Annotated in this window: 17 protein-coding genes; 5 read left to right on the top strand and 12 right to left on the bottom strand. The window is 66.4% G+C overall.

What is annotated here, in order from left to right; genetic code table 11:
• Positions 1-40: 40 nt before the first annotated feature.
• On the top strand, positions 41-1,204 hold the full coding sequence (gene queA, locus AC1Q64_RS16840) for a tRNA preQ1(34) S-adenosylmethionine ribosyltransferase-isomerase QueA (protein WP_492252129.1): 1,164 nt from the start codon (positions 41-43) through the stop codon (positions 1,202-1,204).
• The gene (locus tag AC1Q64_RS16835) at positions 1,201-2,112 is read left to right on the top strand and encodes a DMT family transporter (protein ID WP_291432799.1); all 912 of its coding nucleotides are present in this window, start codon (positions 1,201-1,203) and stop codon (positions 2,110-2,112) included. Before queA ends, AC1Q64_RS16835 begins: the two co-directional genes overlap by 4 nt.
• 107 nt (positions 2,113-2,219) lie before the next feature.
• Here the strand turns inward: AC1Q64_RS16835 and AC1Q64_RS16830 are convergent, their stop codons facing one another.
• Both AC1Q64_RS16830 and AC1Q64_RS16825 read right to left on the bottom strand, forming a co-directional pair.
• Complete coding sequence (locus AC1Q64_RS16830; protein ID WP_492252128.1) at positions 2,220-3,821, bottom strand: gamma-glutamyltransferase family protein; 1,602 nt, start codon at positions 3,819-3,821, stop codon at positions 2,220-2,222.
• Between the two features lie 166 nt (positions 3,822-3,987).
• Positions 3,988-4,971: a Bug family tripartite tricarboxylate transporter substrate binding protein gene (locus tag AC1Q64_RS16825; RefSeq protein WP_492252127.1), complete on the bottom strand. Its 984-nt coding sequence runs from the start codon at positions 4,969-4,971 to the stop codon at positions 3,988-3,990.
• A gap of 152 nt (positions 4,972-5,123) precedes the next feature.
• On the opposite strand from AC1Q64_RS16825, the gene AC1Q64_RS16820 reads away from it, so the two are divergent.
• Positions 5,124-6,035 (top strand): LysR family transcriptional regulator, encoded by a 912-nt coding sequence (locus AC1Q64_RS16820; protein ID WP_492252126.1) that lies wholly within the window; start codon positions 5,124-5,126, stop codon positions 6,033-6,035.
• A gap of 12 nt (positions 6,036-6,047) precedes the next feature.
• Here the strand turns inward: AC1Q64_RS16820 and AC1Q64_RS16815 are convergent, their stop codons facing one another.
• The 8 genes from AC1Q64_RS16815 to trpE all read right to left on the bottom strand — a co-directional run bounded on the left by AC1Q64_RS16815 (position 6,048) and on the right by trpE (position 11,933).
• A complete protein-coding gene (locus AC1Q64_RS16815; RefSeq protein WP_492252125.1) occupies positions 6,048-6,764 on the bottom strand; it encodes a uracil-DNA glycosylase in 717 nt (238 codons plus the stop codon).
• A 70-nt stretch (positions 6,765-6,834) separates the two neighbouring features.
• Positions 6,835-7,638, bottom strand: a complete 804-nt coding sequence (gene trpC, locus AC1Q64_RS16810) for an indole-3-glycerol phosphate synthase TrpC (RefSeq protein ID WP_099731942.1) — start codon at positions 7,636-7,638, stop codon at positions 6,835-6,837.
• The gene (locus tag AC1Q64_RS16805) at positions 7,631-7,780 is read right to left on the bottom strand and encodes a hypothetical protein (RefSeq protein ID WP_199170866.1); all 150 of its coding nucleotides are present in this window, start codon (positions 7,778-7,780) and stop codon (positions 7,631-7,633) included. Before AC1Q64_RS16805 ends, trpC begins: the two co-directional genes overlap by 8 nt.
• A gap of 20 nt (positions 7,781-7,800) precedes the next feature.
• Positions 7,801-8,838 (bottom strand): anthranilate phosphoribosyltransferase, encoded by a 1,038-nt coding sequence (gene trpD / locus AC1Q64_RS16800; protein WP_056747856.1) that lies wholly within the window; start codon positions 8,836-8,838, stop codon positions 7,801-7,803.
• Between the two features lie 17 nt (positions 8,839-8,855).
• The gene (locus AC1Q64_RS16795; RefSeq protein ID WP_492252124.1) at positions 8,856-9,524 is read right to left on the bottom strand and encodes a LysE family translocator; all 669 of its coding nucleotides are present in this window, start codon (positions 9,522-9,524) and stop codon (positions 8,856-8,858) included.
• The gene (locus AC1Q64_RS16790; protein WP_121941202.1) at positions 9,521-10,105 is read right to left on the bottom strand and encodes an aminodeoxychorismate/anthranilate synthase component II; all 585 of its coding nucleotides are present in this window, start codon (positions 10,103-10,105) and stop codon (positions 9,521-9,523) included. The genes AC1Q64_RS16795 and AC1Q64_RS16790 overlap by 4 nt, the downstream gene beginning before the upstream one ends.
• Complete coding sequence (locus tag AC1Q64_RS16785; RefSeq protein ID WP_099656915.1) at positions 10,102-10,437, bottom strand: chorismate mutase; 336 nt, start codon at positions 10,435-10,437, stop codon at positions 10,102-10,104. The genes AC1Q64_RS16790 and AC1Q64_RS16785 overlap by 4 nt, the downstream gene beginning before the upstream one ends.
• Positions 10,434-11,933, bottom strand: a complete 1,500-nt coding sequence (gene trpE / locus AC1Q64_RS16780) for an anthranilate synthase component I (RefSeq protein WP_492252123.1) — start codon at positions 11,931-11,933, stop codon at positions 10,434-10,436. Before trpE ends, AC1Q64_RS16785 begins: the two co-directional genes overlap by 4 nt.
• Positions 11,934-12,294: 361 nt before the next feature.
• Here trpE and AC1Q64_RS16775 point away from each other — a divergent pair, with 361 nt between their 5' ends.
• The gene (locus AC1Q64_RS16775) at positions 12,295-12,894 is read left to right on the top strand and encodes a chalcone isomerase family protein (protein ID WP_291432787.1); all 600 of its coding nucleotides are present in this window, start codon (positions 12,295-12,297) and stop codon (positions 12,892-12,894) included.
• A 280-nt stretch (positions 12,895-13,174) separates the two neighbouring features.
• Positions 13,175-14,830: a methyl-accepting chemotaxis protein gene (locus tag AC1Q64_RS16770; RefSeq protein ID WP_492252122.1), complete on the top strand. Its 1,656-nt coding sequence runs from the start codon at positions 13,175-13,177 to the stop codon at positions 14,828-14,830.
• Positions 14,831-14,863: 33 nt separating this feature from the next.
• On the opposite strand, the gene gph is transcribed toward AC1Q64_RS16770, so the two are convergent.
• Positions 14,864-15,574 carry a phosphoglycolate phosphatase gene (gene gph, locus AC1Q64_RS16765; protein ID WP_492252121.1) on the bottom strand — a complete coding sequence of 237 codons (711 nt, stop codon included), beginning with the start codon at positions 15,572-15,574 and terminating at the stop codon, positions 14,864-14,866.
• Positions 15,575-15,655: 81 nt separating this feature from the next.
• Complete coding sequence (locus AC1Q64_RS16760; RefSeq protein WP_492252120.1) at positions 15,656-17,179, bottom strand: hypothetical protein; 1,524 nt, start codon at positions 17,177-17,179, stop codon at positions 15,656-15,658.
• Positions 17,180-17,181 lie beyond the last annotated feature (2 nt).

Genomic DNA, 17,181 nt, shown 5'->3' with positions numbered 1-17,181 from the left:
ATTTTTACCTTGGCACGGGCCCGTTCGGCCCTCAAGCACGATGACTGATCTCTACAGCGGCGCAACCAATGCGCCCCTCGCCTCCGGCGGCCCTTCCACGCCCCGCGTGTTCACCCTCAGCGACTTCGACTTTTCGCTGCCCCCCGAACTCATTGCCCAGCACCCCGCACCCGAGCGCAGCGCCTCGCGCCTGCTCGATGGTCGCGCCATGCAGCCGGTGGACCGCATCTTTCGTGAGCTGCCCGGCCTGCTGCGCGCGGGCGACCTGCTGGTGTTCAACGACACGCGCGTGGTCAAGGCGCGCATCTTTGGCGAGAAGGCCAGCGGCGGCAAGCTGGAGTTGCTGATCGAGCGCGTGCTGCCCGCCGAGGCTGGTGGCCAGGGCAACGAAGTCGTGGCCCACATGAAGGTCAGCAAAAAACCCCTGCCCGGCAGCGTGGTGCACATGGCCGGTGGCCGCAAGGCAGGCGGCTTTGACGCGCAATTGCTGGGCCGCTGGCCCACGGAGGACGGCCCGCTGTTCCGCTTTGCGCTGCACGGCCCGAGAGGCGAGTCGCCCTGGGAGCTGATGGACCGCCACGGCCACCTGCCGCTGCCGCCCTACATCGAGCGCCACCAGAACACCGACCACGACCCCGACGAGGCCGAGGACAGCCAGCGCTACCAGACCGTGTTTGCGCGCAACCCTGGCGCCGTGGCCGCGCCCACTGCCGCGCTGCACTTTGACGAAGGGGTGCTGGCCGACCTGGCCGCGCGCGGCATCGAGCGTGCCAGCGTCACGCTGCATGTGGGCGCGGGCACCTTCCAGCCCTGCAAGACAGAAAACCTGGCCGAGCACCAGATGCACAGCGAGTGGTACGAGGTGCCGCTGGCCACGCTGGCCGCGCTGGAGCGCTGCCGCCAGCGCGGCGGCCGCGTGGTGGCTGTAGGAACCACCACCGTGCGCACGCTCGAATCCTGGGCCAAGACCGGCCTGTCCACGGGCGATACCAACATCTTCATCACGCCGGGCTTTGCGTTCCAGGTGGTGGATGTGCTGATCACCAACTTCCACCTGCCCAAGAGCACGCTGATGATGCTGGTGAGCGCGTTTGCGGGCTACGCCCACATCATGGGCCTGTATCGGCACGCGATCGCGCAGCAGTACCGCTTCTTCAGCTACGGCGACGCGATGCTGCTGGAGCGCGCACGCAGCACGCCGTGAGTCCCACGCATCCCGCCACCGACGACCTGCACGCCCGCCGCACCCGGCTGCGATCAGCCCTGGTGGGCATTGTGCTGACGGTGGTGGCCTGCGCATGCTTTGCGCTGCTGGACACCGCCACCAAGCTGGTGAGCGTGGGCGTGCCGCTGCTGATGGCGCTGTGGATGCGCTACCTGTTCCAGTCGCTGCTGACCACGGCCTTTGTGCTGCACCGCGAGGGGCTGGCCGCGCTGCGCACCACACAGCCGCGTTTTCAGGCGCTGCGCGGTGCGCTGTTCACGGCCACCAGCCTGTTTGGCTTCATCAGCATCATGCACATGCCTCTGCCCGAGTTCACGGCGGTGGTGGCCACCACGCCGCTGTGCGTGACGGTGGTGGCCGCGCTGTGGCTGCACCAGCGCGTGAGCGCCTGGCGCTGGCTGCTGGTGGCCATCGGCCTCACGGGCACGCTGGCCATCATCCGCCCGGGCAGCGACGCCTTCACCTGGGCCCTGCTGTGGCCACTGTGCCTGCTGGCATCGGGCACGGGTTACCAGGTCATCAGCAGCAAGATGGCCGGGCACGAGAGTCCCGCTACCACGCAGCTCTACACCAGCTGGATCGCCACGGCGCTGGTGTCGCTGGGGGTGCCGTTTGTGTGGCAGTCCATCACCGACCCGTGGATGTGGGCCGGCATGTTCACCATGGGCCTGTCCAGCGCAGTGGGCCACATGCTGCTGCTCAACGCCTATGCGCGCACAACGCCGGTGACGATTGCGCCGTTTCTGTATTCACAGATCGGCTTTGCGATGCTGGCGGGCTGGCTGGTCTACCGCCATGTGCCGGACGCTTGGTCGATGGCGGGTATTGCCGCCATCGTGTTCAGCGGCGCAGCCAGCGCGTGGCTGACCGTGCGCGAGACTCGCTAAGGGCCTGCTCGAAGTGCCAAATTGGCCGGTAGCGCCAGTGCAACATGCCCAAGCAGCTATCTATTCAATAGCAATTCACTCTGAACCGGGCGTGCGCCCGGCTCTGCTCAAAACGCCGCCGCGTGCCCGTCCTTGCGCGGGTCGGAGCCTGCGACGTAGCTGTTGCCATTCTTGAGCACCAGCTGGGCGCCGCCAAAGGCAAACACGCCGTTGCCCTCTTCCACGGTCACCTCATGGCCGAGCGCGCGCAGCGCGGCGACCACGGCGGGGTCGAACCCTGGCTCCACCGCCACACCCTTGCCGCCTGTCACGCGCCAGCGGGGCGCATCGGCCGCCGCCTGTGGGTTCTGGCCGTAGCGCAGCACGCGCAGCGCCATCTGCGTGTGGCCCTGGCTCTGCATGGGGCCGCCCATCACGCCAAACGCCATCTGGGGCGTGCCATCGGCATGCATGGCAAATGCGGGGATGATGGTGTGCGAGGGGCGCTTGCGCGGCGCCACCTGGTTGGCGTGGCCAGGGATGAGGTTGAAGCCGTGGCCCCGGTTCTGCAGGCTGATGCCCGTGCCCGGTACCACCACGCCCGAGCCGAAGCCCATGTAGTTGGACTGGATGAACGAGACCATCATGCCCTGGCTATCCGCCGCCGCCAGGTACACCGTGCCGCCCGGGCGCGGCGCGCCGTAGCCGGGGTTGCCAGCGCGCGTGGCGTCGATCAGCGCGGCGCGGCTGCGCAGGTAGTCGGGGCTCAGCAGCGCATCGGGCTTCACGGGCATGGCGTCGATGTCGGCGTTGTACTGGTGCAGGTCGGCAAACGCCAGCTTCATGGCCTCAATGCTGGCGTGCACGGTCTCCACGCTGTCCAGCGGGTGCGTGCCGACGCCGTGAGCATCAAGCATGCCCAGCGCCATCAGCGCGGCGATGCCCTGGCCGTTGGGCGGGATCTCGTGGATCACGGAGTCACCGAAGCGCTGCTGGATGGTGCCCACCCAGTCGGCCTGGTGGCTGGCCAGGTCGGCCAGCGTCATGGCGCCGCCGTGGGCCTGCGAATGCGCCGCGATGCGCTCGGCGATCACACCACGGTAAAAAGCCTCGCCCTCGGTTTCGGCAATCAGCTCCAGCGTGCGGGCGTGCGCCTCGCTGCGGAAGACCTCGCCGGCCTGAGGCACCCGACCGTTCGGCATGAAGCACTCGGCAAACCCGGGCTGGGCCCCCAGCTTGGCCGCACCCAGCGCCCACAGCCGCGCAATGGTGGGCGACACGGGAAAGCCGTTGCGGGCGTAGTCGATGGCAGGCTGTGCCAGCTGCGCAAACGGCAGCTTGCCCAGGCGCTTGGACAGCGCCACCCAGGCCGACACGGCACCGGGCACGGTGACGGCATTCCAGCCGGTTTCGGGGATGCCGCCGAGCTTTTCAAAATACGCCGGCGTCCACGCTGCAGGCGAGCGGCCCGAGGCGTTGAGGCCGTGCAGCTCCTTGCCGTCCCACACGATGGCAAACCCGTCGCTGCCCAGGCCGCAGCCTGTGGGCTCAACCACCGTGAGGGCCATGGCGGCGGCAATGGCGGCGTCCACCGCATTACCCCCGGCCAGCAGCATGCGCAGACCCGCCTGCGCCGCCAGCGGCTGCGAGGTGGAAACCACGTTGCGGCCCATGACCGCGCTGCGATGGGATGCGTAAGGAAGGGACCAGTCGAGGGATGCGGTGTTCATAGGGTTCCGAATCTGTTGCCTGCGTAGGGCGGTCTGTTTGAAACTGGCACGGCCGGCGGCGAGGGACACCGAGGAAGGGCCGCCCCGCACCGAGGGTGTCGTCCCCCGTCCCGAATGGCAACGCCATTCGAGAGAAGGGTAAGCGGCGAAGCCGCTCAGGGGGATGTCATTCCAGGGTTATCTTGCGCTGGCGAATCACCGTGGCCCAGCGGTTGCTGTCGGCCTGGACCATCGCCGCGAACTGCGCGGGCGTGCGCGGCGCTGCGGGCTCCACGCCCAGCTTGGCCAGGCTCTCGGCCACTTCGGGCGCCTGCACGGCCTTGGCAAAGGCCTTGTGCACCTTCTCGACCAGCGCGGGTGGCGCGCCCGCAGGCAGGTACACACCGAACCAGGTCACCGACGAGTAGCCGGGCAGGCCGGATTCGGCCAGCGTGGGCAGCTCGGGGGCCAGCGAGCTGCGCTTTTCGCTGGTCACGGCCAGGGCGCGCAGGCGCCCGGCCTTGGCGTGCGGCATGCCGGTGGGCAGGGAGTCGAACAGCACATGCGTCTGCCCGGCAATCAGGTCGGGGATGGCCAGCGCCGTGCCCTTGTAGGGAATGTGGGTCATCTCCACACCCGCCTGGGCGCTGAAGGCCGCAGTGTTCAGGTGCACGATGGTGCCGTTGCCGCTGGTGGCGTAGTTGAGCTTGCCGGGGTTGGCCTTGGCATACGCAATCAACTCGCCCACGGTCTTCACGGGCAGCGAGTTGGTGACCAGCAGCACACTGGGTGCGTCGGCCACATGGGCCACCGGCGTGAAGTCCTTGCGCGGGTCATAGGCCAGCTTGGGCATGAGGTGGGGCGAGATGGCGTGCGTGCTGCTCGTGGTCAGCAACAGGGTGTAGCCATCGGGGGCGGCCTTGGCCGCCTCGGCCGTGCCCAGGGTGCCGCCCGCGCCGGGCTTGTTGTCCACCACCAGTTGCTGGCCCAGGTCTGCCGCTACACGTTGCGTGACCACGAGGGCCACCAGGTCGGTCGCGCCGCTGGCCGGGAAGGGCACGATCACCCGCACAGGGCGGTCTGGCCAGTTGGCTTGCGCCTGCGCAGCAGACGCCAGCACCAGCAGGCCGGCCAGGCCCCAGACACCACGGCCCCAGGAAAGTAGACGCATACACAACACTCCAGCAAAAAACGGACAACAACGGATGGACTCATTCATCTTAGGAAGCTGTGCCTTGCTTGACCACCAGCATTTCAGCAAGCTGCTTTGCCATCACGGCAAACCGACGCATACTGGGCACTTCCCTCTGAGAACCCTCCCGCATGCGCCCTCACCTGCTGCAAGACACCACACTGCGCTACTTTCTGGAAGTGGCGCAGAGCGGATCGCTCACCGAAGCTTCAGCCCGCCTGCATGTGGCCGCCTCGGCGTTGAGCCGCCAGATCGCGGGGCTGGAGACCCAGCTGGGCACGCCCCTCTTTGAACGCCACCCGCGTGGCATGGTGCTGACGGCAGCTGGCGAGATTCTGGCTGTGCACGCGCGCCGAACGGTGCTGGACGCCGAACGCGCGCTGGGCGAGATCGGTGCCCTGCAGGGCCTGCGTGCGGGCCGGGTGCGCCTGGCCACGTCCGACGCCTTTGCCAACGAGCTGGTGCCGCGCCTGTGTGTGGAGTTTCAGCGCACCCATGTGGGCGTGCAGTTCAGCGTGATCGCGTTGCCGACCGCCCAGGTGCCCGACGCCGTGCGAAGCGGCGCGGCCGACATCGGACTGTGCTTCAGCCGCGCGCCGCACAAGGACATCGACGTGGCCTACCGCCAGAGCGCCCCGGTGCTGGCCCTGCTGCCCCCCGGCCACCCCCTGGCCGGCGCAGACAGCGTGACCCTGGCGCAGATGGCCGAATACCCCTTGGCGTTGCCTCCCGCCGAAACCACGGTCCGCCAGATGATCGACATCGTCTGCAGCCGCCAGGGACTGCAGCTGGAGGCTGTGCTCATCAGCAACCATGTCAAGACGGTGGTCAACTTTGTGCAGCAGGGGGGCGGATTGTCTGTGGCCAGCGAGATCGCCGTGCGCCACCTGGTGGCAGAACACGCCATCGTGGCCCTGCCCATCAGCGACCCCGGCATGGACCTGCGCGATGTCGAGATCCAGACCCTGGCCGGGCGCAGCCTGCCGGTGGCGGCGCAGGCGTTTCTGGAGTTGCTCAGGGGGCGGTTGCCGGGGCCCGGGTGAGGCAAAGGCCGCTCAGTACCCGTGCTGCGCGCGAAAATCTCGCGCCTTGCCAAAGTGCCCGTTGCCGATGAAGGGCACGGGCGGACGCAGCGCGGACAGTGGCGAGGGGTGGTTGGAGGTGAGCACCAGGTGCCCCCGGTCTGCCGGAATCCAGGCGCGCTTGGACTGGGCGTGCGAGCCCCAGAGCATGAACACCACCGGGCGCGGGCCTTCGGCCACATGGCGGATGACGGTGTCGGTCAGCTCTTCCCAGCCCTTGCCCGCATGACTGGCGGCTTGGCCCTCTTCCACCGTGAGGCAGGTGTTGAGCAGCAGCACGCCATTTTTTGCCCACTTGACCAGGCTACCGCCGGGGTTCGGGAACGGGGGAAACGCCACCCCCAGGTCGCGCTGCATTTCCTTGAAGATGTTCTGCAGCGAGGGTGGCAGCCGCACGCCCGGCGCCACCGAAAATGCCAGACCCTCGGCCTGGCCCCGGCCGTGGTACGGGTCCTGCCCCAGGATGACCACGCGCACGTCTTCGGGTGGCGTCAGGTCCAGCGCGCGCAACGGCTGGGGCGGAAAGATCGCAGCCCCGGCCTGCAGCCGCGCCTGCAAGTGAGCGAGCAACGCCTGCCCACGCGCGCCTGCAAAAAAGGCGTCCACCAAGGGCTGCCAGCCAGTGGCCACCGGCCAGTCGGCGGGTTGGGCCGTCTGGAGTTGCGTGGCGGGCATTTCAGAGGAATTCATGGCGAAACGGGCTGGTAGCGCTAGTTACATATGCTCCAGCAGCTATCAAAAACATAGTAATCGATCACTATCAAGCGAACAGCTTGGCCAGCGCCAGGCCGGGGTCATCCGCCCGCATGAAGGCCTCGCCCACCAGAAAGGCGTGCACACCCGCGTCGCGCATGGTCTTCACATCGGCAGGCTTGAGGATGCCGGACTCGGTGACCAGCAAACGGTCCGCAGGCACATCCTTGAGCATGCCCAGGGTGGTGTCCAGCGTGACTTCAAACGTGCGCAGGTTGCGGTTGTTGATGCCGACCAGCGGGGTCTTGAGCTTGAGCGCCCGCTCCAGCTCGGGGCGGTCGTGCACCTCCACCAGCACGGCCATGTCCAGGCTGCGGGCAATGGCCTCGAAATCAGCCATCTGCGCGTCATCCAGGCAGGCAGCGATCAGCAGGATGGCATCGGCGCCCATGGCGCGGGATTCGTAGATCTGGTACGCATCCACCATGAAGTCCTTGCGCAGCACGGGCAGCAAGGTGCTGGCACGGGCCTGCTTCAGGTAGTCGGGCTGGCCCTGAAAGAACTGCCGGTCGGTCAGCACCGACAGGCAGGCCGCGCTGACCTTGCCATCGCCTTCCATATAGCTTTGCGCAATGTCAGCGGGCTCGAAGTCAGCGCGCAGCACGCCCTTGCTGGGGCTGGCCTTCTTGACCTCGGCAATCACCGCCGCCTGGCCCTTGGCGATCTTGGCCCGCAGCGCGCCTTCAAAGTCGCGCGTGAGCACGCGGCTCTCGGCATCGGCGCGCATGGCATCGAACGGCAGGCGCTTTTTGGCGGCGGCCACTTCTTCGTGCTTGACGGCCACGATCTTGTTGAGGATGTCACTACTCATGGTTGGCTGCCTTGTCGGTTTCGGTGGGCTCAGCGGAGCCCTGTTTCAGAATGCGGGTGAACACGCGGTGCATCACGACCCCGGCTACGATGAACAGGGCAGAGACGCCCAGTGCGATCCAGGTGCCCGGGTTGTGCCACATGGCTGGGTCAGGCCGCCGTATCAGACCGCTGTGGCCAGCGCATGCGTGCGCGTGACCACCTGCTCCAGCTTGGCCAGCGCGGCGCCGGAGGCAATCGCAGCGCGTGCCTTGGCAATGCCCGTCTGGATGGACTCGGCCACGTTGGCGGCGTACAGGGCCACGCCTGCATTCAGGCAGACGATGTCCTGCGCGGCACCGGGTTCGCCCTTCAGCACGCCGATCAGCATCTCACGCGACTGCTCGGGTGTTTCGACCTTGAGCGCCCGGTTGCTGGCCATCGGCAGGCCGAAGTCTTCAGGGTGGATCTCGTATTCGGTGATCTGGCCGTTCTTCAGCTCACCGACCAGCGTGGCGGCGCCCAGGCTCACTTCGTCCATGCCGTCACGGCCGTACACCACCAGCGCGTGTTCGGCGCCCAGGCGCTGCAGCGCGCGCACCTGGATACCGACGAGGTCGGGGTGGAACACGCCCATCAAGATGTTGGGCGCACCGGCCGGGTTGGTCAGCGGGCCCAGGATGTTGAAGATGGTGCGCACGCCCAGTTCCTTGCGCACCGGGGCCACGTTCTTCATGGCCGGGTGGTGGTTGGGCGCAAACATGAAGCCGATGCCCACTTCAGCGATGCACTGGGCGATCTGCTCGGGCTTGAGGTTGATGTGGATGCCCAGGGCCTCCATCACATCGGCGCTGCCGCTTTTGCTCGACACACCGCGCCCGCCATGTTTGCTGACCTTGGCGCCCGCTGCGGCGGCCACGAACATCGAGCAGGTGGAGATGTTGAAGGTGTTGGCTCCGTCGCCGCCCGTACCCACGATGTCCACCATGTGGGTCGCGTCCTTGACGTGCACCTTGGTGCTGAACTCGCGCATCACCTGCGCGGCAGCGGTGATCTCGCCGATGGTTTCCTTCTTCACGCGCAGGCCGGTGATGATGGACGCGGTCATGACGGGCGAGAGTTCGCCGTTCATGATGAGCCGCATCAGGTGCAGCATCTCGTCGTGGAAGATTTCGCGGTGCTCGATGGTGCGCTGCAGCGCTTCCTGGGGGGTAATGGGCATGGAATGTCTCCTGGTATTTATGCTGAGGGCTGGTCCGTGAAGGCCAGCTTGAGCCCGAAGCCGATGAACATGGCCCCGGCCACGCGGTCCAGCCAGTGCATGCCGCGCTGGATCACCCCGGCGCGCCGTGCCATCCACGATGCCGCCAGCGCCCAGCCCACGTTGACGGGGATGGCGTTGAGGTTGAACAGCACGCCCAACAGCACAAAGGCCAGCGCCTTGTTGTCCGCGCCCGGCGCGATGAACTGCGGCACAAAGGCCAGGAAGAAGATCGCGACCTTGGGGTTGAGCACATTGGTCCAGAAGCCACCGAGGAACACCTTGCGCAGCGGTGTGTGCTGCGCAGGGGCCGCCTGCGCGGCTGCCAGCGCTGCGCTGTTGCCCCCATCGGCACCGGACTTGGACAACAGCATGCGCACACCCATCCACATCAGGTACGCGGCACCGATCCACTTGAGCACGGTGAACGCCGTGGCCGATGCGGCTAGCAGCGCGCCCACGCCCACGGCGGCCGCAAAGATGTGCACAAAACACCCAGCCGTGATGCCCAGGCCCGCCACGATGCCAGCGCGGGTGCCGGACTTGAGCGCGTTGGTCACGATGTAAAGCACATCGGGGCCTGGCGTGAGGTTGAGCAGCCAGCCTGCGGCGATAAACATCACCAGCTGGTGGGCGTCGATGATCATGTGCGCTGCTCCAGAAAGTTCTTGAGCATGGCGTGGCCGTGTTCGGTGAGGATGCTTTCGGGGTGGAACTGCACGCCTTCGATCGCCAGCGTCTTGTGGCGCACGCCCATGATCTCGCCGTCCTCCGTCCAGGCCGTCACCTCCAGCACATCGGGGCAGGTGGCGCGCTCGATGGCGAGCGAGTGGTAGCGGTTGACGGTGAACTGTTCGGGTAGCCCGGCAAACACGCCCTTTTGCGTGGTGGTGATGACGCTGGTCTTGCCGTGCATCAGCTCCTGCGCGCGGATGATGTTGCCGCCGAAGGCCGCGCCAATGCTCTGGTGGCCCAGGCACACGCCCAGGATGGGCAGCTTGCCAGCAAAGTGCTTGATCGCGGCCACCGAGATGCCCGCCTCCGCAGGCGAGCAAGGCCCGGGCGAAATCACCAGGCGGTCGAGCTGACCCGCGTTGAGGCGCGCCTCGATCTCGGCCACGGTGATCTCGTCGTTGCGGAACACCTCGACCTCGGCGCCCAGTTCACCAAAGTACTGGACGATGTTGTAAGTGAAGCTGTCGTAGTTGTCGACCATCAAGAGTTTCATGCGGCGCTCCCGGCAAGGGCGGGCTCGCGCAGACGGGCGAACTCGCGGTGTTCATATGCAATGCAGGCTTCCATGAGGCTGCGGTAGATGGCTTCCATCACGTCGGCGTCACCGCCTTCGGCCTGGGCGCGCTCCCGCACGCGGGCCACGATGGCCTCAATGCGCGCTTCGTCGCGCACCTGCTCCACACCTTGCTTGATGCGGGCGGCCTGGGTCATGTAGCCCACGCGCTCCACCAGCAGGGGCACCAGCACGTCGTCCAGCGCGTTCACTTCGCGGCGCACATCCTGCATGGTGGTGCAGGCCTTCACTTTGGCAATGGCGCGGGTCATTCCAGCCCCTCCTCGACCAGCTCTGCGGCACGCAGCAGCGCACGGGCCTTGTGTTCGGTTTCTTTCCATTCCAGCTCGGGCACCGAGTCAGCCACCACACCGGCGGCGGCCTGCACGTACAGCGTGCCGTTCTTGATAATGCCGGTTCGGATCGCAATCGCCACGTCCATATCGCCCGCGTAGCTCAGGTAGCCGCAGGCGCCGCCGTACAGGCCGCGTTTGGTGGGTTCCAGCTGGTCGATGAGTTCCATGGCGTGCACCTTGGGCGCGCCGGTGAGTGTGCCGGCGGGGAAGGTGGCCTTGAGCACGTCCATGCTGGTCATGCCGTCGTGCAGGATCCCTTCCACGTTGCTCACGATGTGCATCACGTGGCTGTAGCGCTCCACGGCAAAGGCCTCGGTCACCTTCACGGTGCCGGTTTTGGCGATGCGGCCGATGTCGTTGCGCGCCAGGTCGATGAGCATCACGTGCTCAGCACGTTCCTTGGGGTCGTTGATGAGTTCGACCTCGGTGGCCTTGTCTTTCTCGGGCGTGGCGCCACGCGGGCGGGTTCCGGCCAGGGGGCGGATGGTGACCTTGGTGCCTTCGTCGGTCTTCTCTTGACGCACCAGGATCTCGGGGCTGGCGCCCACCACATGGAAGTCGCCAAAGTCGTAGAAATACATGTACGGCGACGGGTTCAGCGAACGCAGCGCGCGGTACAGCGACAGGGGCGACTCGGTGTAGCGCTTGTGGATGCGCTGGCCCACCTGCACCTGCATGAAGTCGCCTGCGGCAATCAGCTCCTTGGCGCGCTCCACGGCGGCCAGGTAGTCGGCCTTGGCAAAGTCGCGCTGGGCGGGGTGGCTTTCGGTGGCCTTGACCACGGGGGCGCTCACCGAATACTTGAGCTGCTCTTTCAGCTCGCGCAGGCGCTTCTTGGCCTTGGCGTACGCCTCCGGCTGGGCCGGGTCGGCGTAGACAATGAGGTAGAGCTTGCCCGAGAGGTTGTCGATGACGGCCAGCTCCTCGCACTGCAGCAGCAGGATGTCGGGGCAGCCCAGGGTGTCGGGTGGGCAGGTGGTCTCCAGCTTCTTTTCGATGTAGCGCACCGCGTCGTAGCCGAAGTAACCGGCCAGGCCGCCACAAAAACGCGGCAGCCCGGGGCGCAAAGCCACTTTGAAACGCTTTTGGTAGGCCTCGATGAAATCGAGCGGATTGCCTTGCGCTGTCTCGACCACCTGACCGTCGGTCACCACCTCGGTCTTGGCTTGGTCGCCAAAGCCGCTGGCGCGCAGCAGGGTGCGGGCGGGCAGGCCAATGAAGCTGTAGCGCCCGAAGCGCTCGCCGCCCACCACGGATTCGAGCAGGAAGCTGTGCTTGCCGCCGTCTTTGGTGTACGCCAGCTTCAGATAGAGCGAGAGCGGAGTTTCCAGGTCCGCAAAGGCCTCGGCCATGAGCGGAATGCGGTTGTAGCCTTCGCTGGCCAGGCTTTTGAATTCAAGTTCTGTGATCACGGGGAGGGCTCCCAGCTGTCGCAGCGCGTGTCCCTGTGCAATGGAAAAGGGGCGCTGCGGTCCATTCAATCGGCCCCACCGCTGCGGGTGGAGGCCACGGGTGCACGCTGGGGCTGCTGCCCAGGTGCCATCAGGCGTTCAAAGCGACAGGCTGACGCCAGGGCCAGGCTCCCCGGTCGCTGCAACCTGTGATGAACACGTGGTGAATGAACATGGGCCAAAGTGTAGCAAAGCTTTTTTCATGGCCTGAGTTGACGACTCTCAAGGCGAGATCGCACAACCACTCGAAAACCCTGTTGCGGCCCGACAGGAGCGCTGCAACAATTTGAAACGAACGACCGTTCTTTTTTAGGAGCTGCGCATGAAATTCCTGACGCGATGCGCTGTGATGGCCGGAGCCTGCCTGTTGGCAGCCAGTGCCATTGCCCAGCCCATTACCGTGGCCGACGTGAAATACGAAGAAACCGCCAGCCTGAGCGGCAGCAACCTGCAGCTCAACGGCGCAGGGGTGCGCTACAAGGCAGTGTTCAAGGTGTACACGGCGGGGCTTTATCTTGAAAAGAAAGCCGGCACGCCCGCCGATGTCATGGCCCAGAAGGGCCCCAAGCGCATGAGCATCACCATGCTGCGCGACATCGACTCCACCGAGCTGGGCAAGCTGTTCTCGCGCGGCATGGAGGACAACATGGACCGCGCGGCATTCTCCAAGCTCATTCCTGGGGTGCTCCGCATGAGCCAGATCTTCTCGGACCACAAGAAGCTGGTGGCGGGAGACCAGTTCCAGATCGACTGGATTCCCGGTACCGGCACCATCATCACCGTCAAGGGCAAGCCGCAGGGAGAGCCGTTCAAGGAGCCTGAGTTCTTCAACGCATTGCTGGGTATCTGGCTGGGCAATGCGCCTGCCGACTGGAAGCTCAAGGACGCCTTGCTAGGCAAGACCGCCCAGTCCTCGTCCTAGTTGTCCTAGGGCAAACACCCACGCGCTCCCGGCAAAGGCTGTCGCGCGCCCGACAGACGCGCCCCCTACCCGGGAGTAGCCTGTGCCTCAGTATTCGCTTCAGCCATTGCACAACCCTTCCAGCTTATTTTTGATAACTCGACAACCGGCCTCCCGCTGCGTGCACCCGCAGCGCCCGAGGCCACGGCCTGAACCGAGCTTTGTGCGCTACCCGCGCCCCGCAACGAGCCGTCTGTAACGCCCCTTCTGCCCCCTGCCCCCTTTCGCGCCAGACACCATCATGAAACTCAGCAACCTTTCCGTCGGCCTGCGCCTGGGCGCATCCTTCGGCGCCATTCTTCTCATCACGGCGCTCATTGCGGCCACAGGGATGTGGCGCATTGACAGCCTTCAAAGTGCCAGTGAGCGCGTAGCCACCCAGGAGATCGAGCAGCAAACCCTGGTGGAAGACTGGGCGTCGGACATCCGCCTGAACTGGGTGCGCACCGAGGCCTTCCTCAAGGCCATCGACCGCGACTACATGGACAAGCTCACCGCCGACACGCAGGCAACGGCGAAGGACATGGAAGCCAAGGTCAAGCGCATTGAGGCCCTCGTGCAAGGTGACCGGGCCAAGGGGCTTCTTGCAGCGATTGCGACGGCCCGGCAGGCCTACAACGACAAGCTCAACGAAATCCGCGAACTGCACCGTGGTGGCGAACCCAATGTGCCCTCCCTGGTAGACAAGGACCTGCGCCCGCTGGCAGACAAATACCTCCAATCCCTCGACGACCTGCGCAAGACCATGGCGGCCCAGCTGGCCGAAAGCCAGGCCGACACCTCCACCCTGGCCAAGGCCAGCCAGGTGCTGCTGGGCGTGGGCACGCTGGTAGCCGTTGCGCTCGGTGCATTGATGGGCCTGACGGTCACCCGCTCCATCGTGCGCCCCCTGCAGCAGGGTCAGCAAGCTGCCGAGAGCATCGCAGATGGCGACCTGACCCACCCCATCACCGCCAGTGGCAGTGACGAGACCGGCCAGTTGCTGCAGGCGCTGTCCACCATGCAATCACGCCTGGCCACCATCGTGGGCAACGTGCGCCACAGCGCCGAAGGTGTGGCCACTGCCAGTGCCGAAATCGCATCGGGTAACAACGACCTGAGTGCCCGTACAGAGCAACAAGCCAGCGCACTGGAAGAAACTGCCGCATCGATGGAAGAACTGGGCTCCACCGTGCGCCAAAACGCCGACAACGCCCGCACCGCGAACCAGCTGGCCGTGAGTGCATCCACTGTGGCCCAGCAAGGGGGCGACGTGGTGGCCGAGGTGGTGGACACCATGAAGGGAATCAACGACAGCAGCCGCAAGATCGCCGACATCATCAGCGTGATCGACGGCATCGCCTTCCAGACCAACATCCTGGCGCTGAACGCGGCCGTGGAGGCCGCCCGCGCGGGCGAGCAGGGCCGGGGCTTCGCGGTGGTGGCCGGTGAGGTGCGCAGCCTCGCGCAACGCAGCGCCGAAGCAGCCAAGGAGATCAAGGGTCTGATCGGCACCAGTGTCGAGCGTGTGGAGCGCGGCACGGCCCTGGTGGACAAGGCCGGAGCCACAATGACCGAAGTGGTCAGCGCCATCCGCCGCGTGACCGATATCATGGGCGAGATCAGCGCCGCCAGCAGCGAGCAAAGCCAGGGCGTTTCGCAAGTCGGCGAGGCCATCACCCAGATGGACCAAGCCACGCAGCAGAACGCCGCCCTGGTGGAACAAAGCGCCGCCGCTGCCGACAGCCTCAAGACCCAGGCCGGCCAGCTGGTGGATGCCGTGGCGGTGTTCCGCCTGTCGGCCCAGGCAGAACACCCTGGCAACGCAGCCACAGCCACCACGCCTGTGCGCAACAGCGCACCCAGCGCATCCCGGCTGGAGTACCGCAAAGTAGCTCCCCGTCAGCTCACCGCCTGATGCAGAGGCAGCGGTCAGTCAGCGCCCCGAACGCTACGACAACTGCAACAGCGAATCCACAAAACCATCAGCATCGACAGCCCGCACCGGCTGCCCGTGGTTGTAGCCATAAGTGACCAGCACCACAGGGCACCCTGCGGCACGTGCTGCCTGCGCATCGTTGGTGGAGTCGCCCACCATCAGCGTGCGCGCAGGGTTCGTGCCCAAGGCTTCGCAGGTCTTGAGCAGCGGCAGTGGGTCGGGCTTCTTGCGCTCGAACGAGTCGCCGCCAAAGACCTTCTCGAAATACCCGCCAAGCCCCTTGGATTGCAGCAGTGGCAGTGCAAAGTCCCGCGGCTTGTTGGTCAGGCAGGCGAGACGCAGACCCCGGGCGCGCAAAGCCTGGAGCCCCGCCTCCACACCGTCATACACCCCGGCGTACTGGCCATTGATGGCAAGATAGTGGCGTTGGTAGCTGGCCCAGGCCGATGGATACAACGCTTCAATTTCAGTAGCAATAGCAGCATGATTCATCTGCGCCAGAACATGATGGAGCACCGAACGCAGCAAATGCTCCGAGCCTTTGCCCACCATGTGCTCGATCGTCCGGGCAGCGATGGATGGCAGGGCCAACTCGCGCAGCATGCGGTTGAGCGCTTCGTTGAAGTCTCCCATGGTGTCCACCATGGTGCCGTCCAGGTCGATGATGGCGGCGTCCACGCGGGTCAGCAACGTGGACAGCAAAGGGATAGCGGCTAGGGACATGAAGCAGGCATTCGGGAACGAAGAAGAGGGGGCCAAGTTTACGGACTCCATCAAGCCCTCATCGGCCGTCCCCCACTTCGCTCAACGCAGGCTCAGCGTCTGGCGCTTCCACGCAGGATCCTGCCAACGCTGGAACAGGGGCAGCACTGCCACATCGCCCGTCACGCGCTCGGTGGTCAAGCCCTCCAGCCGCACCACCTCAAAACTCTTGCGGTAGCGGCCCTGGCCCCGGGCTTCGCGCGCCACCAGCATCTGCTGGCCGCCGGGCACCCAGCCCGCCCATTCGGCCACGCCGGTCTCGGGCGTGGCGGCGGCAGGCGGCAGCACATCGGCCAGCCAGCCACCTTCAGTCTTGCGCAGCACCCACAGCTCGCGCCAGCCCTCCATGGGCTGCACGGCCAGGGCCAAAGCTGTGCCTTCGCGGTTGGTGCTGGCCGATGCAGTCCACACCACACCGTAGGTGCAGCGGCGCAGCAGCGGGGCCTTGACGCTGTGCTGCGCGTCCACCAGCAGCACGCAGGTTTCGCCGGGGGCGCCAGGCTCAGTCAGCAGCGTGGGGCGAGTGCTGGCGGCCGAGGTGACAGGCACAACAGCAGGCACCAGCGCCCAGCGCACCGCACTCACCCGCATGGCGGCGTCGTTGTAGGCGCTCTGGTCCTCGTCAGGCAGCTCGGCCTTGCTCACGCCGGTGAATTCCGTCAGGGCACGTGCAGCGGCGGCGGCCACAGCCGGGTCGGCCGCGTTCTTACGCGCCTGCTGGAACGCTGCAGCACCCCACACGCTGGAGCGGCGCATCTGTACACGGTTGCGCAGGTAGCCGGGCAGACCCGCCACGTCCACGCGCTCCAGTACCTCAGCCTGCCAGGTGGTGACCTTGGCACGCTCGTGTGCGGGCAGATCGGGGTTGATGCATTCGGGGCGGGTCAGCGCCAGGACGGCACGGGCGCGCTGCTCGGCATCGGCCACGGGCATGGCCAGCAGGCGGCGAAAGGCCTCGCCCTCGTAGCAGACCTGCATGCGGCCTTCGACCTCGTAGGTGGCAAAGCGCACGCCGTAGCCGTTGGCCACATCCAGATGGGCCGACAACGTGGCACCCGATGCCTTGCCCGGCACGGCCACCGAGGCACGGCGCGCCAGGCGGTCGGCAAAGGTGCCCAGGGCATCGAAAGCCTGGGCACCCTCCACACCCGCCAGGGCCTTGGCGGGCGCGGCTTGCAAGTAGGCGGCGGTGAGGCCAATGCCCAGCGCTTCAGCGCCCGGCGTTTCCTGCACAAAGCGCATCACGGCCAGCAGCGCGGGGCCTTCCGCCTCGGTCAGGGCCACGCGGCGCACATCGCTGGCGCGGATGAAGCCACCGCGCTCGCGCTTGTGGTCCCACACCTGCAAGTAGTCGAGGCGCTCGCCACGCACTTCGAGCACTTCGCCCTGCCACAGGCTGGCCTGCTGCTGGGCACCATCGCGCGGTGCAGCGCGCAGACTGGCCTGGTCTTGCACCACGATGGCGCTGCCCTGGGCGCCAGGCGATGACTGGGGGGCGGCCTCGGCCGCCACGGTCACTGCAGCGCTGGCCACGGCTGCCAGCAAAGTTGCGAAGGTGGCGTTCATGT

The sequence above is a fragment of the Acidovorax sp. GW835-FHT14G06 genome, from assembly GCF_058793595.1.
This window is presented reverse-complemented; position numbering and strand designations above follow the sequence as displayed.